Annotated in this window: 13 protein-coding genes and 1 tRNA gene; 11 read left to right on the top strand and 3 right to left on the bottom strand. The window is 72.6% G+C overall.

Translation table 11 applies throughout. From position 1 onward, the window contains the following. Positions 1–44 precede the first annotated feature (44 nt). From WFJ01_RS00145 to cydD, 7 genes are all read left to right on the top strand, one after another. Positions 45–1,277 (top strand): molybdopterin molybdotransferase MoeA, encoded by a 1,233-nt coding sequence (locus WFJ01_RS00145; RefSeq protein ID WP_336627839.1) that lies wholly within the window; start codon positions 45–47, stop codon positions 1,275–1,277. Between the two features lie 5 nt (positions 1,278–1,282). After that, the gene (gene mobA / locus WFJ01_RS00140) at positions 1,283–1,957 is read left to right on the top strand and encodes a molybdenum cofactor guanylyltransferase (protein WP_336627838.1); all 675 of its coding nucleotides are present in this window, start codon (positions 1,283–1,285) and stop codon (positions 1,955–1,957) included. Next, on the top strand, positions 1,954–2,223 hold the full coding sequence (locus WFJ01_RS00135; RefSeq protein WP_251447844.1) for a DUF6457 domain-containing protein: 270 nt from the start codon (positions 1,954–1,956) through the stop codon (positions 2,221–2,223). The genes mobA and WFJ01_RS00135 overlap by 4 nt, the downstream gene beginning before the upstream one ends. A gap of 132 nt (positions 2,224–2,355) precedes the next feature. Then, positions 2,356–3,081 carry a helix-turn-helix transcriptional regulator gene (locus WFJ01_RS00130; RefSeq protein WP_295033807.1) on the top strand — a complete coding sequence of 242 codons (726 nt, stop codon included), beginning with the start codon at positions 2,356–2,358 and terminating at the stop codon, positions 3,079–3,081. Beyond that, complete coding sequence (locus tag WFJ01_RS00125) at positions 3,068–4,480, top strand: cytochrome ubiquinol oxidase subunit I (protein ID WP_292887407.1); 1,413 nt, start codon at positions 3,068–3,070, stop codon at positions 4,478–4,480. The genes WFJ01_RS00130 and WFJ01_RS00125 overlap by 14 nt, the downstream gene beginning before the upstream one ends. Before the next feature lie 14 nt (positions 4,481–4,494). Next, positions 4,495–5,520 carry a cytochrome d ubiquinol oxidase subunit II gene (gene cydB / locus WFJ01_RS00120; protein WP_295033811.1) on the top strand — a complete coding sequence of 342 codons (1,026 nt, stop codon included), beginning with the start codon at positions 4,495–4,497 and terminating at the stop codon, positions 5,518–5,520. A gap of 178 nt (positions 5,521–5,698) precedes the next feature. Beyond that, positions 5,699–9,190, top strand: coding sequence for a thiol reductant ABC exporter subunit CydD (cydD, locus tag WFJ01_RS00115; RefSeq protein ID WP_336627837.1), 3,492 nt, complete (start codon positions 5,699–5,701; stop codon positions 9,188–9,190). Positions 9,191–9,210: 20 nt separating this feature from the next. Here the strand turns inward: cydD and WFJ01_RS00110 are convergent, their stop codons facing one another. Continuing rightward, entirely contained in the window at positions 9,211–9,582 is a 372-nt protein-coding gene (locus WFJ01_RS00110) for a DUF4406 domain-containing protein (protein ID WP_336627836.1), read from the bottom strand. Between the two features lie 47 nt (positions 9,583–9,629). Between WFJ01_RS00110 and WFJ01_RS00105 the strand changes: the two genes are divergently transcribed. Beyond that, complete coding sequence (locus WFJ01_RS00105) at positions 9,630–10,385, top strand: DeoR/GlpR family DNA-binding transcription regulator (RefSeq protein WP_336627835.1); 756 nt, start codon at positions 9,630–9,632, stop codon at positions 10,383–10,385. A gap of 240 nt (positions 10,386–10,625) precedes the next feature. Here the strand turns inward: WFJ01_RS00105 and WFJ01_RS00100 are convergent, their stop codons facing one another. Next, on the bottom strand, positions 10,626–11,402 hold the full coding sequence (locus WFJ01_RS00100) for a hypothetical protein (RefSeq protein ID WP_292887392.1): 777 nt from the start codon (positions 11,400–11,402) through the stop codon (positions 10,626–10,628). Positions 11,403–11,523: 121 nt separating this feature from the next. Between WFJ01_RS00100 and WFJ01_RS00095 the strand changes: the two genes are divergently transcribed. Continuing rightward, a complete protein-coding gene (locus WFJ01_RS00095) occupies positions 11,524–12,576 on the top strand; it encodes a hypothetical protein (RefSeq protein WP_292887389.1) in 1,053 nt (350 codons plus the stop codon). Between the two features lie 13 nt (positions 12,577–12,589). Here WFJ01_RS00095 and WFJ01_RS00090 read toward each other — a convergent pair whose 3' ends face one another. Next, entirely contained in the window at positions 12,590–13,192 is a 603-nt protein-coding gene (locus tag WFJ01_RS00090; protein ID WP_336627834.1) for a hypothetical protein, read from the bottom strand. A gap of 163 nt (positions 13,193–13,355) precedes the next feature. On the opposite strand from WFJ01_RS00090, the gene WFJ01_RS00085 reads away from it, so the two are divergent. Both WFJ01_RS00085 and WFJ01_RS00080 read left to right on the top strand, forming a co-directional pair. After that, positions 13,356–13,446, top strand: a tRNA-Ser gene (locus WFJ01_RS00085). Positions 13,447–13,845: 399 nt separating this feature from the next. Further along, the gene (locus tag WFJ01_RS00080) at positions 13,846–14,346 is read left to right on the top strand and encodes a hypothetical protein (protein ID WP_251447806.1); all 501 of its coding nucleotides are present in this window, start codon (positions 13,846–13,848) and stop codon (positions 14,344–14,346) included. Positions 14,347–14,461 lie beyond the last annotated feature (115 nt).

Genomic DNA, 14,461 nt, shown 5'->3' with positions numbered 1-14,461 from the left:
AGCCTCGAACCACACGACGGACTCGGTCACGACGAGGAGCGCGCATGAGCGACGGCACCACCTTCCGCACGGTCGAGGAGCAGCAGGAGCGGGTGCTCGCGGCGGTGCGCCCCCGCCCGGCGGAGACGCTGCCGCTGGATCGGGCCGACGGGCGCACGCTCGCGGTCGACGCGATCGCCGTGAACCCCGTGCCGGCGTTCGACAACTCCGCGATGGACGGCTTCGCGGTGCGCTTCGCCGACGTCGCGGGCGCCGGGGAGGACGCCCCCGTGACCCTGCGGGTGACCGCGGATCTGCCGGCGGGGAGCCCCGAGGATCCGCCTCTCGCGCCGGGCTGCGCCGTGCGGATCATGACGGGGTCCGCGCTGCCCACCGAGGCCGACACGATCGTGCCCTTCGAGGACACGGAGGGCGGGCTCGCCGATTCTCTGAACACGGCCGTGGTGCTTCGGGCGCCGGCCGCGGCCGGAGCCCACGTGCGCCGGGCCGGGAGCGACGCGGTGGCCGGGGCGGTCGTGCTGCCCGCCGGCACGCTGCTCGGCCCGCGGCAGCTGTCCGCACTCGCGTCGGTCGGGATCGCCGAGGTTCCGGTCGCGCCCCGCCCGCGGGTCGCCGTCGTGTCGACCGGATCCGAGCTGGTCGCACCGGGGTCGCCGCTGCGGCGCGGGCAGATCCCCGAGTCGAACGGACTCCTGCTCGCCGGGCTCGCGGCGGAGACCGGAGCCGAGGTCGTGCTGCGCGAGGTCGTCGGCGACGACGGGGACGGGCCCGCGGAGGCCGCGGCCCGTGCCGCGACGCTCGGGGCCGACGTGGTGATCTTCTCCGGCGGGGTGAGCGCCGGGGCGTACGAGGCCGTGCGGCTGAGCATGGGCGAGGCGATGGAGTTCGTCGCCGTCGCCATGCAGCCCGGCAAGCCGCAGGCGTTCGGAGTCACCGCCGAGGGCATGCTGCTGTTCGGGCTGCCGGGGAACCCGGTCAGCGCCGCGGTGTCGTTCGAGACGTTCGTGCGCCCGGCGCTGCTGCGGATGCAGGGGCGAGCGGAGATCCTCCGCCCCGTGCGGCGCATCCCCGCGGGTGCCGCCTGGCGCGCGCCGCGCGGGCGCCGTCAGTACCTGCCCGCAGTGATCGTGGACGACACGGTCGTTCCCGCGACGCGGGGCGGATCCGGCTCGCATCTCACGGTCGGCCTCGCCGGTGCGCGGGCCTACGCCGTGGTGCCCGCCGAGGTGGCGGAGGTGGAGGTCGGCGACCTCGTCGACGTGATGGAGCTGGACTGACCGCCATGGCGGCCGCGGACTCCGACTCCCCGACGGCCCCGATGCCGGTCGGCGCCGTCGTGCTCGTCGGCGGTCGCGCCCGGCGGATGGGCGGCGCGGCCAAGCATCTGCTCGCGGTCGGCGGCACGACGCCGTGGGATCGGACGCTCGGCGCGCTCGCGGCGAACGGGATCTCCCCGGTCGTCGCGGTCGGTCCGGCTCCGGCCGACGGAGGCGGGCCCGCTCCCGCCGCCGTGACCTGGGTGCGCGAGGATCCGCCGTTCGGCGGCCCGGTCGCCGCGCTCGCGGCGGCGCTGTCGGATCCCGTGCTCGACGACACGGGGGAGTTCCTGCTCCTGGCCGGAGACCTCGCGCACCCCGAGGCGGTCATCGCCCGGCTGCGGGAGGCGGATCCCGCCGCAGCCCGGACCGCCCCGGGTGGCGATGCCGAGGCCCTCGTCTTCGACGCAGCGGGGCGGCCGCAGTGGCTCGCCGGCCGGTACCGCACGGCGGCCGTGCGCGCTGCCCTCGCCGCGCTCGGCGAGACGGACGGAGCCTCCTGCCGCGCTCTCCTCGGCGGTCTTCCGATCCGGTGGATCCCGGACGAGGATGGGATCACTGCCGACATCGACACCCCGGACGACCTCGAGCGCGCTCGCGCCGAAGCCGCCGGGGCCGAACGACCAGAGGAGTCCCGATGACCGCGAACGATCGCACGCTGCCCCCGGAGGCCCTCGACGCCTGGGCGGCGGAACTGCGCGAGCGGTTCAACCTCGCCGAGGAGGACCTGCCGATCGCGCTGATCCTCGACCTCGCCCGCGACGTCGCGAACGGCGTCGCCCGGCCCGCGGCCCCGTTCAGCGCCTTCGTGGCCGGCCTCGTCGCGGGGCGCGCCGGCGGGAGCCCCGGCGACGTGCGCGCCGTGGTCGCCGCGATCTCCGCGCTCGCACTCGACCATCGGTCCTGACCCGGGGTGGCGTGGAGCGCGACCGGAGGGATCCGCGATCCGCATGGTCGTGATCCGAACCTCCTATCGCATCGGGCATTATTCACGGCCCGGGTCGCGGTCCGCGTGGGCGCGCGGTGCGAGTATGGAGCCATGGCCAGCGCCGGGCCCGTCTGCGGGCCGATCTCCAGCTATTCGCGCGTGCGGATCCTGCATCTCGTGCAGGCTCGTCCGCACCGCACGATCGGCGAGCTGTGCGAGGCCACCGCGCTGCACCCGAACACCGTGCGCGAGCACCTGCAGCGGCTGATCGAGGGCGGCTACGTCGTGCCGGCGACGGAGCACCGCACGACCCGAGGGCGTCCGCGCGTGCTCTACAGCGCCGCGACGGGGGCGCCCGAGGCGTCGAGTCCGGTCGCCAAGCAGAAGGCCGACGACGCCGCCCGACGGGGAGACCTGCTGCGCCGGGTGCTGCAGACCGATCCCTCCGGACTGGGCCGGCGCGCGACCTACCAGCTCGACGCGCTCGTCGAGCACCTCGAGGAGAGCGGCTTCGAGCCCGTCGTCGACGAGGATCGGCTCACCGTCGAGCTCACCCCCTGTCCGCACGCCGCCGCCCGGCCCGAGCACCGCCCGGTGCTCTGCCAGGTGCACCTCGGTCTCATGCAGGGCGTGCTGGCCCAGGCCGGCGGCCCGCTCGTCGCCCGCTGCGTGCGCTCGGCCGCCCGGCCGGAGGAGTGCACCGTCGAGCTCGGCCACGGGGATCGTCCCTTCGCCGACGAGAGCATCGGATCTCCGGTCGGATCGGGATCCGCGCAGGAAAGAGGATCCGTCCCCGGATCCGTGAACGCAGGAGGCATCGCGCATGGATTGGCTTGATCCGCTCGTCCTGTCCCGATGGCAGTTCGGGCTGACGACCGTCTACCACTACCTGTTCGTGCCGCTCACGATCGGCATGGCCACGGTCACCGCGATCTTCCAGACGGTGTGGGTGCGCACCGGCAAGATCGAGTACCTGCACCTGACGCGGTTCTTCTCGAAGATCTTCCTCATCAACTTCGCCATGGGCGTCGTGACCGGCATCGTGCAAGAGTTCCAGTTCGGCATGAACTGGTCGGACTACTCGCGCTTCGTCGGCGACGTGTTCGGCGCGCCGCTCGCGTTCGAGGGACTGCTCGCATTCTTCCTCGAGGCGACGTTCATCGGACTGTGGATCTTCGGCTGGGACAAGCTGCCGAAGAAGGTGCACCTCGCCACCATCTGGGGCGTCGCCATCGGCACGATCCTGTCGGCGTACTTCATCATCGCCGCGAACGCGTTCATGCAGAACCCGGTCGGCTACACGTACAACGCGGCGACGAACCGCGCCGAGCTCACCGACTTCTGGGCACTGCTGACCAACAAGGTCGCGCTGGCCGCGTTCCCGCACACGATCTTCGGCGCCTTCATGCTCGCGACCGGCGTCGTGATCTCGGTCTCGGCCTGGCATCTGTCCCGCGGCCAGCATGTGGCGACCATGCGGAAGTCCCTGAAGTTCGGCCTGTGGGGGATCCTCGTCGCGACGGCCGGCGTGGTGCTCACGGGCGATCAGCTGGGCCTCGCGATGGTGAGCACCCAGCCGATGAAGATGGCCGCCGCCGAGGCGATGTTCAACTCGAGCTGCGGCGCGGACGCCTCGTTCTCGCTGTTCTCGATCGGGACGCCCGACGGCACCGGGGAGATCTGGTCGCTGCGGGTGCCGTACCTCCTCGCCTTCCTGTCGACGCACGATCTGAACGGCTGCGTGGAGGGCATCAACGACCTCAACGCGCAGTACGCGCACCAGTTCGCCTCGACCGGTCTCACCGACTTCACCCCGGTGCTGTGGATCACCTACTGGGCGTTCCGCTGGATGATCGGCCTCGGCATGCTGCACGCCTTCATCGCCCTGGTCGGGCTGTGGATCACGCGCAAGAACGCCAAGCGCCAGCCCGCGCCGTGGATGTGGAAGATCGCGATCTGGTCGTTCCCGCTCTCCCTGGGCGCCAACATCGTCGGCTGGGTCTTCACGGAGATGGGGCGGCAGCCCTGGATCGTGTTCAGCCTGATGACGACCCAGAACGGCGTCTCGCCGGGAGTGAGCGGCGTCGAGGTGCTCATCTCGCTCATCTCCTTCACCGCGATCTACGCCGCACTCGCCGTCGTCGAGATCGGGCTCATCGTCCGCGCCGCGAAGAAGGGGCCCGACATCACCGAGAAGCACGACGAGGACGCCCCTGTCCCGTCGGTCGTGTACTGAGGAAGGAGACGGACATGGATCTCGCAACGCTCTGGTTCTGGATCGTCGCCCTGTTCTTCGTGGGCTACTTCGTGCTCGACGGCTTCGACTTCGGGGTGGGCATGTCGCTGCCCTTCCTCGGCAAGGACGACGTCTCGCGCCGCCAGGTGATCAACACCATCGGCCCGGTGTGGGATCTCAACGAGACCTGGGTGATCGTCGCGGGGGCCTGCCTCTTCGCCTCGTTCCCGGAGTGGTACGCCTCGCTGTTCAGCGGCTTCTACCTGCCGCTGCTGCTGATCCTGCTCGCGCTCATCCTGCGCGGGGTGTCGTTCGAGTACCGGCACCAGCGCGAGGATCCGCGCTGGAAGCGCCGCTTCGACACCATGATCGTGATCGGATCCGCCGTGCCCGCACTGCTCTGGGGCGTCGCGTTCGGCAACATCGTGCAGGGCGTCGCGCTGGATGAGCGGCACGTCTTCCGCGGATCCGTGTTCGATCTGCTGAACCCGTACGGTCTGCTCGTCGGCGTCACCACCCTGCTGCTGTTCTTCCTGCACGGGCTGTACTTCGTCGCGCTGAAGACCGACGGCGCGGTGCACGAGCGCGCCCGCCGGGTGGCGCGTCGTGCTGCGCTGCCGACGATCCTCGTCGCGGCCGCGACGGTGGTGTGGACGATCGTGATCGCCGCCGGCCGGCCGTCGCTGCTCTGGGCCGTGATCGCGCTCGGCGCCGTGGCCGCGGTGTTCCTCATCGTGTCGGTGGTGTTCTCGCTGCGCGGGCGCGACGGCTGGGCGTTCGCCGCCGGCGTCGTCACGATCCTCGCGGCGGTGCTCATGCTGTTCTCGGCGCTGTTCCCGAACGTGCTGCCCTCCACGATCGATCCCGCGAACTCGCTCACGATCCAGAACGCGTCGAGCACGCCGTACACCCTGCAGATCATGAGCTGGACGGCGCTGGTGGCGATGCCGCTCGTGCTGGCGTACCAGGCGTGGACGTACTGGGTGTTCCGCAAGCGCGTGCGCCGCTCGACGATCGAGGCCGCCCCCGCGCACGCATGATGGGGACGGTTCGCTCCGAGGCCGGTCGACCAGGCGCGTCGCGCGGCTTCCCTTCCGGGGTCGTTGAGCGAGGATGCGCGCAGCGCGACCGAGACGAAACGCGGCGATCCGCGAGGAACCGCGTCTCGTCTCGCTCCTCGCTGCGCTCGGCGCTCGCTCGACGCCCCCGAGGCGCCCGATGAAGCCGATCGATCCGCGGCTGCTGCGGTGGGCGCCCGCCGCAAGGGCCTACCTCGTGGTGTCGGCGGTGATCGCGATCGTGCAGACCGCGGTCACGATCGCGTTCGCCGGGTTGCTCGCCGCGGGGATCGCCGCCGTCGCCGCCGGGCGCTCCCCGCTCGCCGTGGTGCCCTGGCTCGCCCTCGTGGTGGCCGTGCGCGCGGCGCTGCTGTGGACCTCGGAGGCGTGGGGGGCGAAGGCCGCGGCGCAGACCGGCCGCGAGCTGCGGGCGGCCCTGCTCGACGCGATCGCGCGACGCGGACCGGCGTGGCTGAGCGCCCGCAACACGTCCGCACTCGCGGTCACCGCGGGGCACGGCCTCGACGCCCTGGATCCGTACTTCGCCCGGTACGTCCCGCAGCTCGTGCTCACCGCGATCGCGACCCCGGTGATCGTCGTCGTGATGTGGATGCAGGACTGGCCGAGCGGCGTCGCGGCCCTCGTGACGCTTCCGCTGATCCCGCTGTTCCTCATCCTCATCGGCATCGCGACCCGCGGCGTGCAGCGCAGGCAGCTGCAGGTGCTGCAGACGCTCGCGGCGCGCTTCGCCGACACGGTGCAGGGCCTCGCGACGCTGCGCCTCTTCGGCCGGGAGCGCCGCGCCGCCGCCCGGATGCGCGAGACCGCCGACCAATACCGCCGGGAGACCATGCGGGTGCTGCGGTACTCGTTCCTCTCCGGCTTCGCGCTCGAGCTGCTGTCGTCGCTCGCCGTCGCGATCATCGCGGTCTCGGTGGGGCTGCGCCTGCTGGGCGGCGAGCTGAGTCTCGGCGTCGGGCTGTTCGTGCTGCTGCTGGCGCCTGAGGCGTTCCTGCCCCTGCGCCAGGTGGGCGTGCAGTTCCACGCCGCCGCCGAGGGCGTGGCCGCCACCGAGGACGTCTTCGAGATCCTGGAGGACGCCCCGGCCGGCACCGCCGCCGAGCGAGGCGCCGTGCCAGGCGCGACGCCCCCGGCATCGCCTTCGGAGGATGCGGAATCGCCTCGCGGAACCCGCGTCGTCTTCCGCGACGTCGGCGTGCGGTACGGCGAGCGGGTGCTCCCGGCGGTGACGTTCACGGCCGCGGCCGGCACGGTCACGCTGCTCCAAGGCCGCAGCGGATCCGGCAAGTCCAGCCTGTTCGCCGCGCTCCGGGGGGCGGCGCCGTACGACGGGGTCATCCGCGTCGAGGGTGCGCCGGATCCGGATCCGGTGACCTGGCTCGCCTGGGCCGGCCAGCGCCCGGGCCTGATCCGCGGCACGATCGCCGCGAACGTCGCCCTCGGCGACCCCGCTCCGGACGCGGATCGGGTGCGTGCGGCCCTGGCGGATGCGGCGGCCGCCGACCTGGACCGGGCGCAGCAGCTCGGCGTGCAGGGCGCGGGCCTGTCCGGAGGGCAGGCGCAGCGCGTCGCCGTGGCGCGCGCGTTCTACCGCCTCGGATCCGGTGCGCGCGTGCTCGCCCTGGACGAGCCGTCCAGCGCGCTCGACGCGACGACCGAGGCGCGGCTCTGGCGGGCGGTGCGGCGCGCGGCCGATGCCGGCGCGACGGTGCTGCTGGTGTCGCACCGGCCGTCGGCCCGCGCGATCGCCGACCAGGTGGTGCGGATCGGCGATGCGGACCCGCTGTCGGGGTCGTTGAGCGAGGACGCCCGTGCAGGGGGTGCGCTGTCGGGGTCGTTGAGAGAGGACGGCCGCGCAGCGGACGACCGAGACGAAACGCCGCGCCCGGTCGAGGGCGCCGAATCCTCCGCGTCCCCCGGGTCCGCCGGCTCCCCCGCACTCGACGGGCCCGGGGAGCCGGTCCCCGACCTCCCGGCCTCCGTCGGCGGGATCCTCCGCCTCGCGATGCCCCGGATGCGACGGTTCCTGCCCGCGATCCTCGCCGGGATCGTCTCGGCCGCGGCCGCCGTCGGCCTGCTGCTCGTGAGCGGCTGGCTCGTCGTGAGCGCCTCGATCGTCGACAACCTCGTGCCGCTGTCGCTCGCGATCGTCGGGGTGCGCTTCTTCGCCGTGACGCGCGCGGTGACCCGGTATCTGGAGCGCCTCGCCGGTCACGACGCCGCCCTGGGCCGCCTCGCCGACCTGCGCGCCGCGGTGGTGCGCCGCCTCACGCCGCTGGCGCCGGCGGGCCTCGGATCCACCGATCGCGGTTCGGTGCTCGCCGCCCTCGTCGACGACGTGGAGAACCTGCAGAACCTGCCCCTGCGCGTCGTGCAGCCCCTGCTCACCGGCGGCGTCGTGGCGGTGCTGTCGATCGGCGTGCTGGCCCTGATCGCGCCGGCGGCCGCGCTCGCGCTCGCCATCTGCCTCCTCGTCGCCATCGCGGGCGCGATCCTGCTCGGCGGCATCGCCGGAGCGCGCGCCGAGCGCGCGCTCAGCCGCGACCGCGCCGAGCTGGCCGGCGCCCTCGTCGACGAGTTCACCGCGTTCGACGTGCTGCGGGCCTACGGTGCGGAGCCGGTCGCGCGCGAGCGGATCCGCGGCGCCGACGACGCGCTCCGGCGCACGACGACCCGTGTCGCGGTCGCGCAGGCGCTCTCCTCGGCGGTGGTGTCGCTCGCGGCGGGGGCGGCGTCCCTCTGGGCGCTCGCCGTGGCAGCCCCGGGGCAGGGGGGCGGCGCGGCCGATGCGCCCTGGTTCGCGGTGGCCGTGCTGCTGCCGATGGCCGTGTTCGACGTGTTCTCCGCGGTGCCGCAGGCGGCCTCGGCCTGGCGCGGGGTGCGGGCCGGTGCGGAGCGGATCCATTCCGTCCTGCCCGCCGTCGTGCCGGCCGAGGTGCGCGGCGACGAGGGCGAGGGACGCATCGGCGACGGGGCGCTGCGCCTCCGCGGGGTGACCGCGAGGTGGCCCGGTGCGGCGGGTCCCGCGCTGCGCGGGATCGATCTGGATGCGGCGCCGGGCGAGCGGATCCTCGTCACGGGGTCCAGCGGGGCGGGGAAGTCCACGCTCGCCGCGGTGCTCGTCGGCTTCCTGCGCTTCGACGGGTCGTACCGCATCGGCGAGGGCGACGCGGCCGCGGTGCCGGGGCCGGAGCTGCGCCGCCGCATCGGGCTGTGCGAGCAGGATCCGATGCTCTTCGACGAGGACATCCGGCAGAACCTGCTGTTCGCGAAGGAGACGGCCTCGGACGAGGAGCTGCGCGCCGTGCTCGATCGGGTCGGGCTGGGTGCCTGGGTCGAGGAGCGCGGCGGCCTCGGTGCGCGGGTGGGGGAGCGGGGCGCCCTGGTTTCGGGAGGTCAGGCGCAGCGCATCGCGCTCGCCCGGGTGCTCCTGCGCGGCTTCGGCGTGCTCGTACTGGACGAGCCGACCGCGGGGGTGGATCCGGATGCCTCGGATGCGCTGCTCCGCGATCTGCTCGAGGCGGCCGACGGGCGCACCGTCATCCTGGTGTCGCACGTCGCGCCGCCCGCCGGCGCGATCGACCGGACCGTCCGGCTCGACACCGGGCGGATCCAGGCTGTCGAGGCCTGAGCGGGCGGCGCCCCGAGACGTCAGGCCGCGACGCCCGGCACCTCGTCGAGGCGGCGGTACACCGGGATCCCGCGCTGCTCGGCGATCGCGACGTCCTGATCCGCCCCGCGGGATTCGCCGGGCAGGCGCAGCACTCCATCGCAGTGCTGGAGGAGACGCTCGGCGGTCGGGTACATCACATCGGCGGCGATCGGGTCGTCGGGCCCGGTCGCGCCGGCGCTGGCGAGCACGGGCAGCGCGACCCATTCGCCGATCATCGGGATGTGGCCGGCCTGGAAGATCGGCCAGGCGGCCTCCTCGAGCCGGGTCAGGTTCTGCGCCATCAGCGCGGGGTCGCCGTCGGTGCCCGAGGCGTAGGGGCCGGCGATGAGGATCATGAGCGGTTTCGTCATGTCGGGTACAATACAGCAGAAACGTGCACAAACATGAAGGAGTCGGAATGCTGGCTGCGGCACGCAAGGAGCTTCTGCTGGATCGGCTGCACCGGGACGGCCGTCTCGTCGCGAAGGACATCGCCGCCGAACTGGGGCTGTCGGAGGACAGCATCCGCCGCGACCTGCGCGAGCTCGATGCAGCGGGTCTCGCGGTGCGCGTGTACGGCGGGGCGCTCCCCGCGTCGCCCGCCGTGGTCGACTACGGCCGCCGCGCGGCAGTGGCGCCGGACAGCAAGGCACGCGTGGCGGCCGCGGCGGCGGCCCTCATCGAGCCGGGGGCGACGGTGATCCTCGACGGCGGCACGACGACCCTCGCGATGGTCGCCGCGATCCCGACCGCGCTGCCGTGCACGATCATCACGCACAGCCCCACGATCGCCGCCGCGCTGCTGGGTCACGCCGCCGATGTGTTCGTCATCGGCGGCCGGCTGTTCAAGCACTCCGCCGTCGCTTCTGGAGCGGCCGCCGTCGAGGCCGCGCAGCGGATCAGCGCCGACCTCTTCTTCCTCGGGGTCACCGGTGTGCATCCGACCGCGGGGCTGACCACCGGCGACCCCGAGGAAGCGGCGATGAAGCGCACTCTGGCGTCCCGGGCGGCGGAGACCTACGTGCTCGCGAGCGAGGAGAAGGTCGGCGCGGCGTCGCGCTACGCGGTGCTCGGGCTCGACGAGGTGACCGCGATCGTCACCGACGCGGATCCCGCGGATCCGACCCTCCAGGAGCTCGAGGCGGCGGGGATCCGGCTGATCGCCGCGGGCTGACGCCCGCGGCGACGCCGCCGTTGCGGCTCCGCGGGCGCCGTCCTGCGGGTGCCGTCTCGCGTGCGGGTGCGGTTCCGCGGCTGCCGTTCCGCCCCGGCGGCCGTCGAAGGCGTGCAGCCCCCGGGCACAACTCAGGCTGGATCCTCTGCCCGATGGGAACATCGGCGGGAACACGGCACGGTGGTCGCCGCGCCACGGGTTCCAGCCTGAATTGTGCGCGCCGGCCATCGCCGACCGGCGTCAGGGCCAGAGCGGCTCGGTGGGCTCCAGCACCTCGCCGAGCGCCTCGAAGGCGCGGCGGCGCTCCTCGATACGGCGATGCAGCTCTTGCTGGGCGTCGGCGATGAGCGCAGGATCCAGCGGCACGGACTCGACGTCCGCGCGCGCGTGCTCCGCGGCGAGGTGCGCGTCGAGCTCGGGACCCGAGGTCCACGAGGTGATGAGCGCGTAGCGCGGGGTCGCGCCGCGATGCCAGACGGCATGCCAGAAGCGCTGGGTGTCGACGACCACCCTCGATCCCGCCGGCAGCGGCAGGCGCACCTCGGTCGCCGGATCGAACCGGTCCTCGCGCAGGATCAGCAGCGAGTCGGGGTCGTCGGTGAGGTTGTAGAAGCCGCGCACGACCCAGCCGGTGCCGTCGGGGTTGAGGCGGTTGTTGTCGTCCTGGTGCAGGTTGTAGATCGCGTCGGCGTAGGTGTTCGGCTGCAGCTCGACCACCCGGCAGCGGCCGATGTTCGCTCCGGCTTCGCGGGCGCGGCGCACCAGCGTCGGGGCGAGCGCCGTCTGGGATTCGACCCAGACGCCGTCCTTGTCGGTGCGGGGCGGGGTGTGATTCCAGAACCCGTTGCAGTCGGGCTCGCCGGAGTAGCTGGTGAGCGGGGCGAACCGGGTGACGCCGGAGGAGCGCCAGGGCACGTAGGCGAGGTCGAGCCATTCCTCGGGATCCGAGGCCTGGTCGTGCCGGTCGAGGACGACGAAGCCCGTCTTCGCGAGCGCGGGCGAGTGGATGTGCGACATGGCGGCGTCCTCCGATCCGGATCCCGAGTTCTTCTTAGGGCATCCTAACTCTCCGGCGCCGCCGCTGCGCGGAGCGAAACCGTGCAAAACCCGATGCCCGGACGCGCCTACGCTTTCAAGCATGACCACCCCTCGAGGAGCGCTGCTGGTCGGCAGCGTGAACTACGACGACGCCGAGACCACGATGCGTACCGCCGCCGGACTGCTCGGCCCGCGACTGCGACGGATCCCCGACGGCGAGGTCGGGATCCGGTTCCACTGGATCATGTTCCAGCCGGACGTGCTCGGCGGGGCCGAGGGGATCGAACGCGTCGGCGCGGAGCGGATCCCGTTCGGTGCGGGCCTCGACGCCCGCCCGCTGCGGATCGGCGAGGGCGTGGACGCATCCTCGATCGTGCTTCCGCCGCTGGGGTATGCGAGCGCGGCGATCGAGTCCTACGCCACGTTCCGGCGGCTGCGCTCCGAGGGGGCGATCGCCGAGGGCGTGCGCTTCCAGGTGTCGCTGCCCACGCCGCTCGCGGTGATCTCGTCGTTCTTCTCCGGCGATGACCGTGCCGCGATCGAGCCGGTCTACACCGCGGCGATCCGGCGCGAACTCGACGGCATCCTCACCGCGATCCCGCACGACGACCTGGCGATCCAGTGGGACGTCGCCAGCGAGATGGGCATCATCGAGCGCGCCGCCGGCTACGGCAGGATCATGGAGGCCTGGTGGCCGGGCGACCCGTTTGACGGTCTCGTCGAGCGCCTGGCCGAGCTCATCGACGCGGTGCCCGCGGGCGTCGAGGTCGGCGTGCACCTCTGCTACGGCGACGCCGCGGAGAAGCACTTCGCCGAGCCCGCGGATGCGGCGAACCTCGTCCGCTTCGCGAACGCCGTCATCACGGCCGCCCATCGTCCGCTCACCTGGCTGCACCTCCCGGTGCCGATCGAGCGCGACGACGACGCGTACTTCTCGCCGCTGGACGCACTCGCGCTGGGCGAGGGCACGGAGCTCTACCTGGGCCTCGTGCACCGGGAGGACGGAGCGGAAGGCGCCCGTCGCCGCATCGACGCCGCCGCCCCGCACGCCGCGGAGTTCGGCGTCGCGACCGAGTGCGGCATCGGACGCGCCCCCGCCGGATCCACGGAGGGAATCCTCAACACCCACGCCGAGGTCGCCGAAGCCTGGTGACCCTCGGCCGGGGTCAGCGGGTCAGGATCCGCTGCAGCTCGTCGCGCAGCGACGTCGCGCGCTCGGGGACGCGGGGGAGGGCCCGCGTCGCCAGCGCCTCCGCGAGCGCGGAGTCCTCGAGCAGCAGCGCGACCCGGGCCCAGGTCAGCAGGTGCGCCGGATGCAGGTCCTTCTCCAGCGCGCCGCGGGCGGTCGCGTGGAAGCCGTCGGGATACGCGGTGAGCGGGCCGAAGAACCGCTCCGACTGGCGCTGCCACTCGGAGGCCAGGAACGCGACCGACTCCGCCGCCTCCTCCGGGGTGGCCCCGTAGGCGAACTCGGCGTCGGAGGCATTGCGGAAGCCGGAGATGACGGATCCGCGCCAGGCGCACTCGTACTCGCGCAGGGCCTCGTGGGCGGGGGACTCGCCGCCCGCCACGTCGCCGAGGGCGGGCAGGTGCGCGCCCAGGTTCACCTGGAACACCGCGGCACGGGGGCGGTGCTGCACCTCCACGACATGGATGACCGGGCCGGCGAGAATCCGCCGCCCGACATCGCTCTTCCACAGGAAGCCGGCCCCGGTGAGCAGGGGGACGAACTGCCTGCGCAGCTCGGCGTTGACGGTCTTGCGGTCCATGCGGATCCCTTCGGCGGACGGTCCCGTTCACTCTAGAAGCGCGGGACGCCGACCCGGAACCTCGACGCGGCGGACGGCCGCCCATCGGCCTGGAGCGGGGGCGCCGGAGTGTCGGGCGCCGCTCGATTCGCGCTGGATCCCGCCGTCGCGTAAGCTTGTCCGCGGTGACGTGTCCGAGCGGCCGAAGGTGCAACTCTCGAAAAGTTGTGTAGGGTAACCCCCTACCGTGGGTTCAAATCCCACCGTCACCGCCAGATCGAAGGCCCCGACTTCCACGGAAGTCGGGGCCTTCGTCATGTCCATGGTCAACCCGCCGCGGTGTCCGGAATCCGGCGCACATGTCGAGATGTTCGACGCTGACCGGCGTGATATCTGACCGTCAGCGTCCCGGGAAGCAGGAGCCCCGGTGAGGAGGCGTCTCAGCGACCTCGCCTGAGGCGCAGGCGACCGTCAGGGCGCTCCGGCGTCCGGAGGACGGACGCAGAACCGGTGAACGGGCCGTTGCCGTGACATCTCAGTGGCATCACGATCCCGCCGGATCCGCCGCAACCGTCCGAACCTATGCATCTGCTCGGAATAGGGTAGGAGGCAACCATGGCTGTCGCACCCTCTCGGATCGGCAGCCACCGCTATGCAGAGACCGGAGAGCTCACATGAACAAGGCAACCCTGACCCGGATCGGCGGCGCCGCCGCTGCCATCGCCCTCGCCGCCACGATGACCGCCTGCTCGGGCGGGCAGAGCGTCGCCGACGCGTGCAAGATCGCGAACACGGAGATGACCAAGGCCACCTCGAGCATCTCGAGCGACCTCAACGGCGCCATGCAGAAGGCCACCACGGGTGAGAAGGTCGACTTCGCGGGCATCTTCGCCCCCGTCGAGAAGGGTCTCGACGAGGCAGGCAAGAAGATCACCAACGAGACCGTGAAGAAGCCGCTCGACGCCTTCACCGCCGAGTTCAAGGGCTTCGTCAAGGTCTTCGACGGCTTCGAGATCCCCGACATGAAGAACATCGACGCGACCGACCCGGCCGCCATGGACAAGATCACCGAGGCGCAGACCAAGCTCCAGGAGATGTCGACCAAGGCTCAGGACGCCAGCGCCAAGCTCTCCGAGCAGGGCAAGAAGCTGCAGGACGTCTGCAACAAGGGCTGATCGCCGCCGCTGAGCGGTCATCCGACCGCAGCGAGAAGCGCCACCAGGATCCGTTCCTGGTGGCGCTTCTTCGTGTCTCGGCGCGTCGCTCCCCGGGGAGGAACTTTTTCACTTC

The sequence above is a fragment of the Microbacterium sp. MMO-35 genome, from assembly GCF_037147555.1.
Taxonomy (GTDB): Bacteria; Actinomycetota; Actinomycetes; order Actinomycetales; family Microbacteriaceae; genus Microbacterium.
The sequence above is the reverse complement of the archived record's forward strand: the minus strand, read 5'-3'. Positions and strand labels throughout refer to the sequence as shown.

What these genes read in the sequence shown, in the direction of transcription:
- WFJ01_RS00145 (WP_336627839.1), top strand. Translation starts at nt 45, where the DNA reads ATGAGCGACGGCACCACCTTCCGCACGGTCGAGGAGCAGCAGGAGCGG.
- WFJ01_RS00110 (WP_336627836.1), bottom strand. Translation starts at nt 9,582, where the DNA reads ATGACGAAACCGCTCATGATCCTCATCGCCGGCCCCTACGCCTCGGGC.
- WFJ01_RS00080 (WP_251447806.1), top strand. Translation starts at nt 13,846, where the DNA reads ATGAACAAGGCAACCCTGACCCGGATCGGCGGCGCCGCCGCTGCCATC.
- WFJ01_RS00100 (WP_292887392.1), bottom strand. Translation starts at nt 11,402, where the DNA reads ATGTCGCACATCCACTCGCCCGCGCTCGCGAAGACGGGCTTCGTCGTC.
- WFJ01_RS00095 (WP_292887389.1), top strand. Translation starts at nt 11,524, where the DNA reads ATGACCACCCCTCGAGGAGCGCTGCTGGTCGGCAGCGTGAACTACGAC.
- cydB (WP_295033811.1), top strand. Translation starts at nt 4,495, where the DNA reads ATGGATCTCGCAACGCTCTGGTTCTGGATCGTCGCCCTGTTCTTCGTG.
- mobA (WP_336627838.1), top strand. Translation starts at nt 1,283, where the DNA reads ATGGCGGCCGCGGACTCCGACTCCCCGACGGCCCCGATGCCGGTCGGC.
- WFJ01_RS00090 (WP_336627834.1), bottom strand. Translation starts at nt 13,192, where the DNA reads ATGGACCGCAAGACCGTCAACGCCGAGCTGCGCAGGCAGTTCGTCCCC.
- cydD (WP_336627837.1), top strand. Translation starts at nt 5,699, where the DNA reads ATGAAGCCGATCGATCCGCGGCTGCTGCGGTGGGCGCCCGCCGCAAGG.
- WFJ01_RS00105 (WP_336627835.1), top strand. Translation starts at nt 9,630, where the DNA reads ATGCTGGCTGCGGCACGCAAGGAGCTTCTGCTGGATCGGCTGCACCGG.
- WFJ01_RS00130 (WP_295033807.1), top strand. Translation starts at nt 2,356, where the DNA reads ATGGCCAGCGCCGGGCCCGTCTGCGGGCCGATCTCCAGCTATTCGCGC.
- WFJ01_RS00135 (WP_251447844.1), top strand. Translation starts at nt 1,954, where the DNA reads ATGACCGCGAACGATCGCACGCTGCCCCCGGAGGCCCTCGACGCCTGG.
- WFJ01_RS00125 (WP_292887407.1), top strand. Translation starts at nt 3,068, where the DNA reads ATGGATTGGCTTGATCCGCTCGTCCTGTCCCGATGGCAGTTCGGGCTG.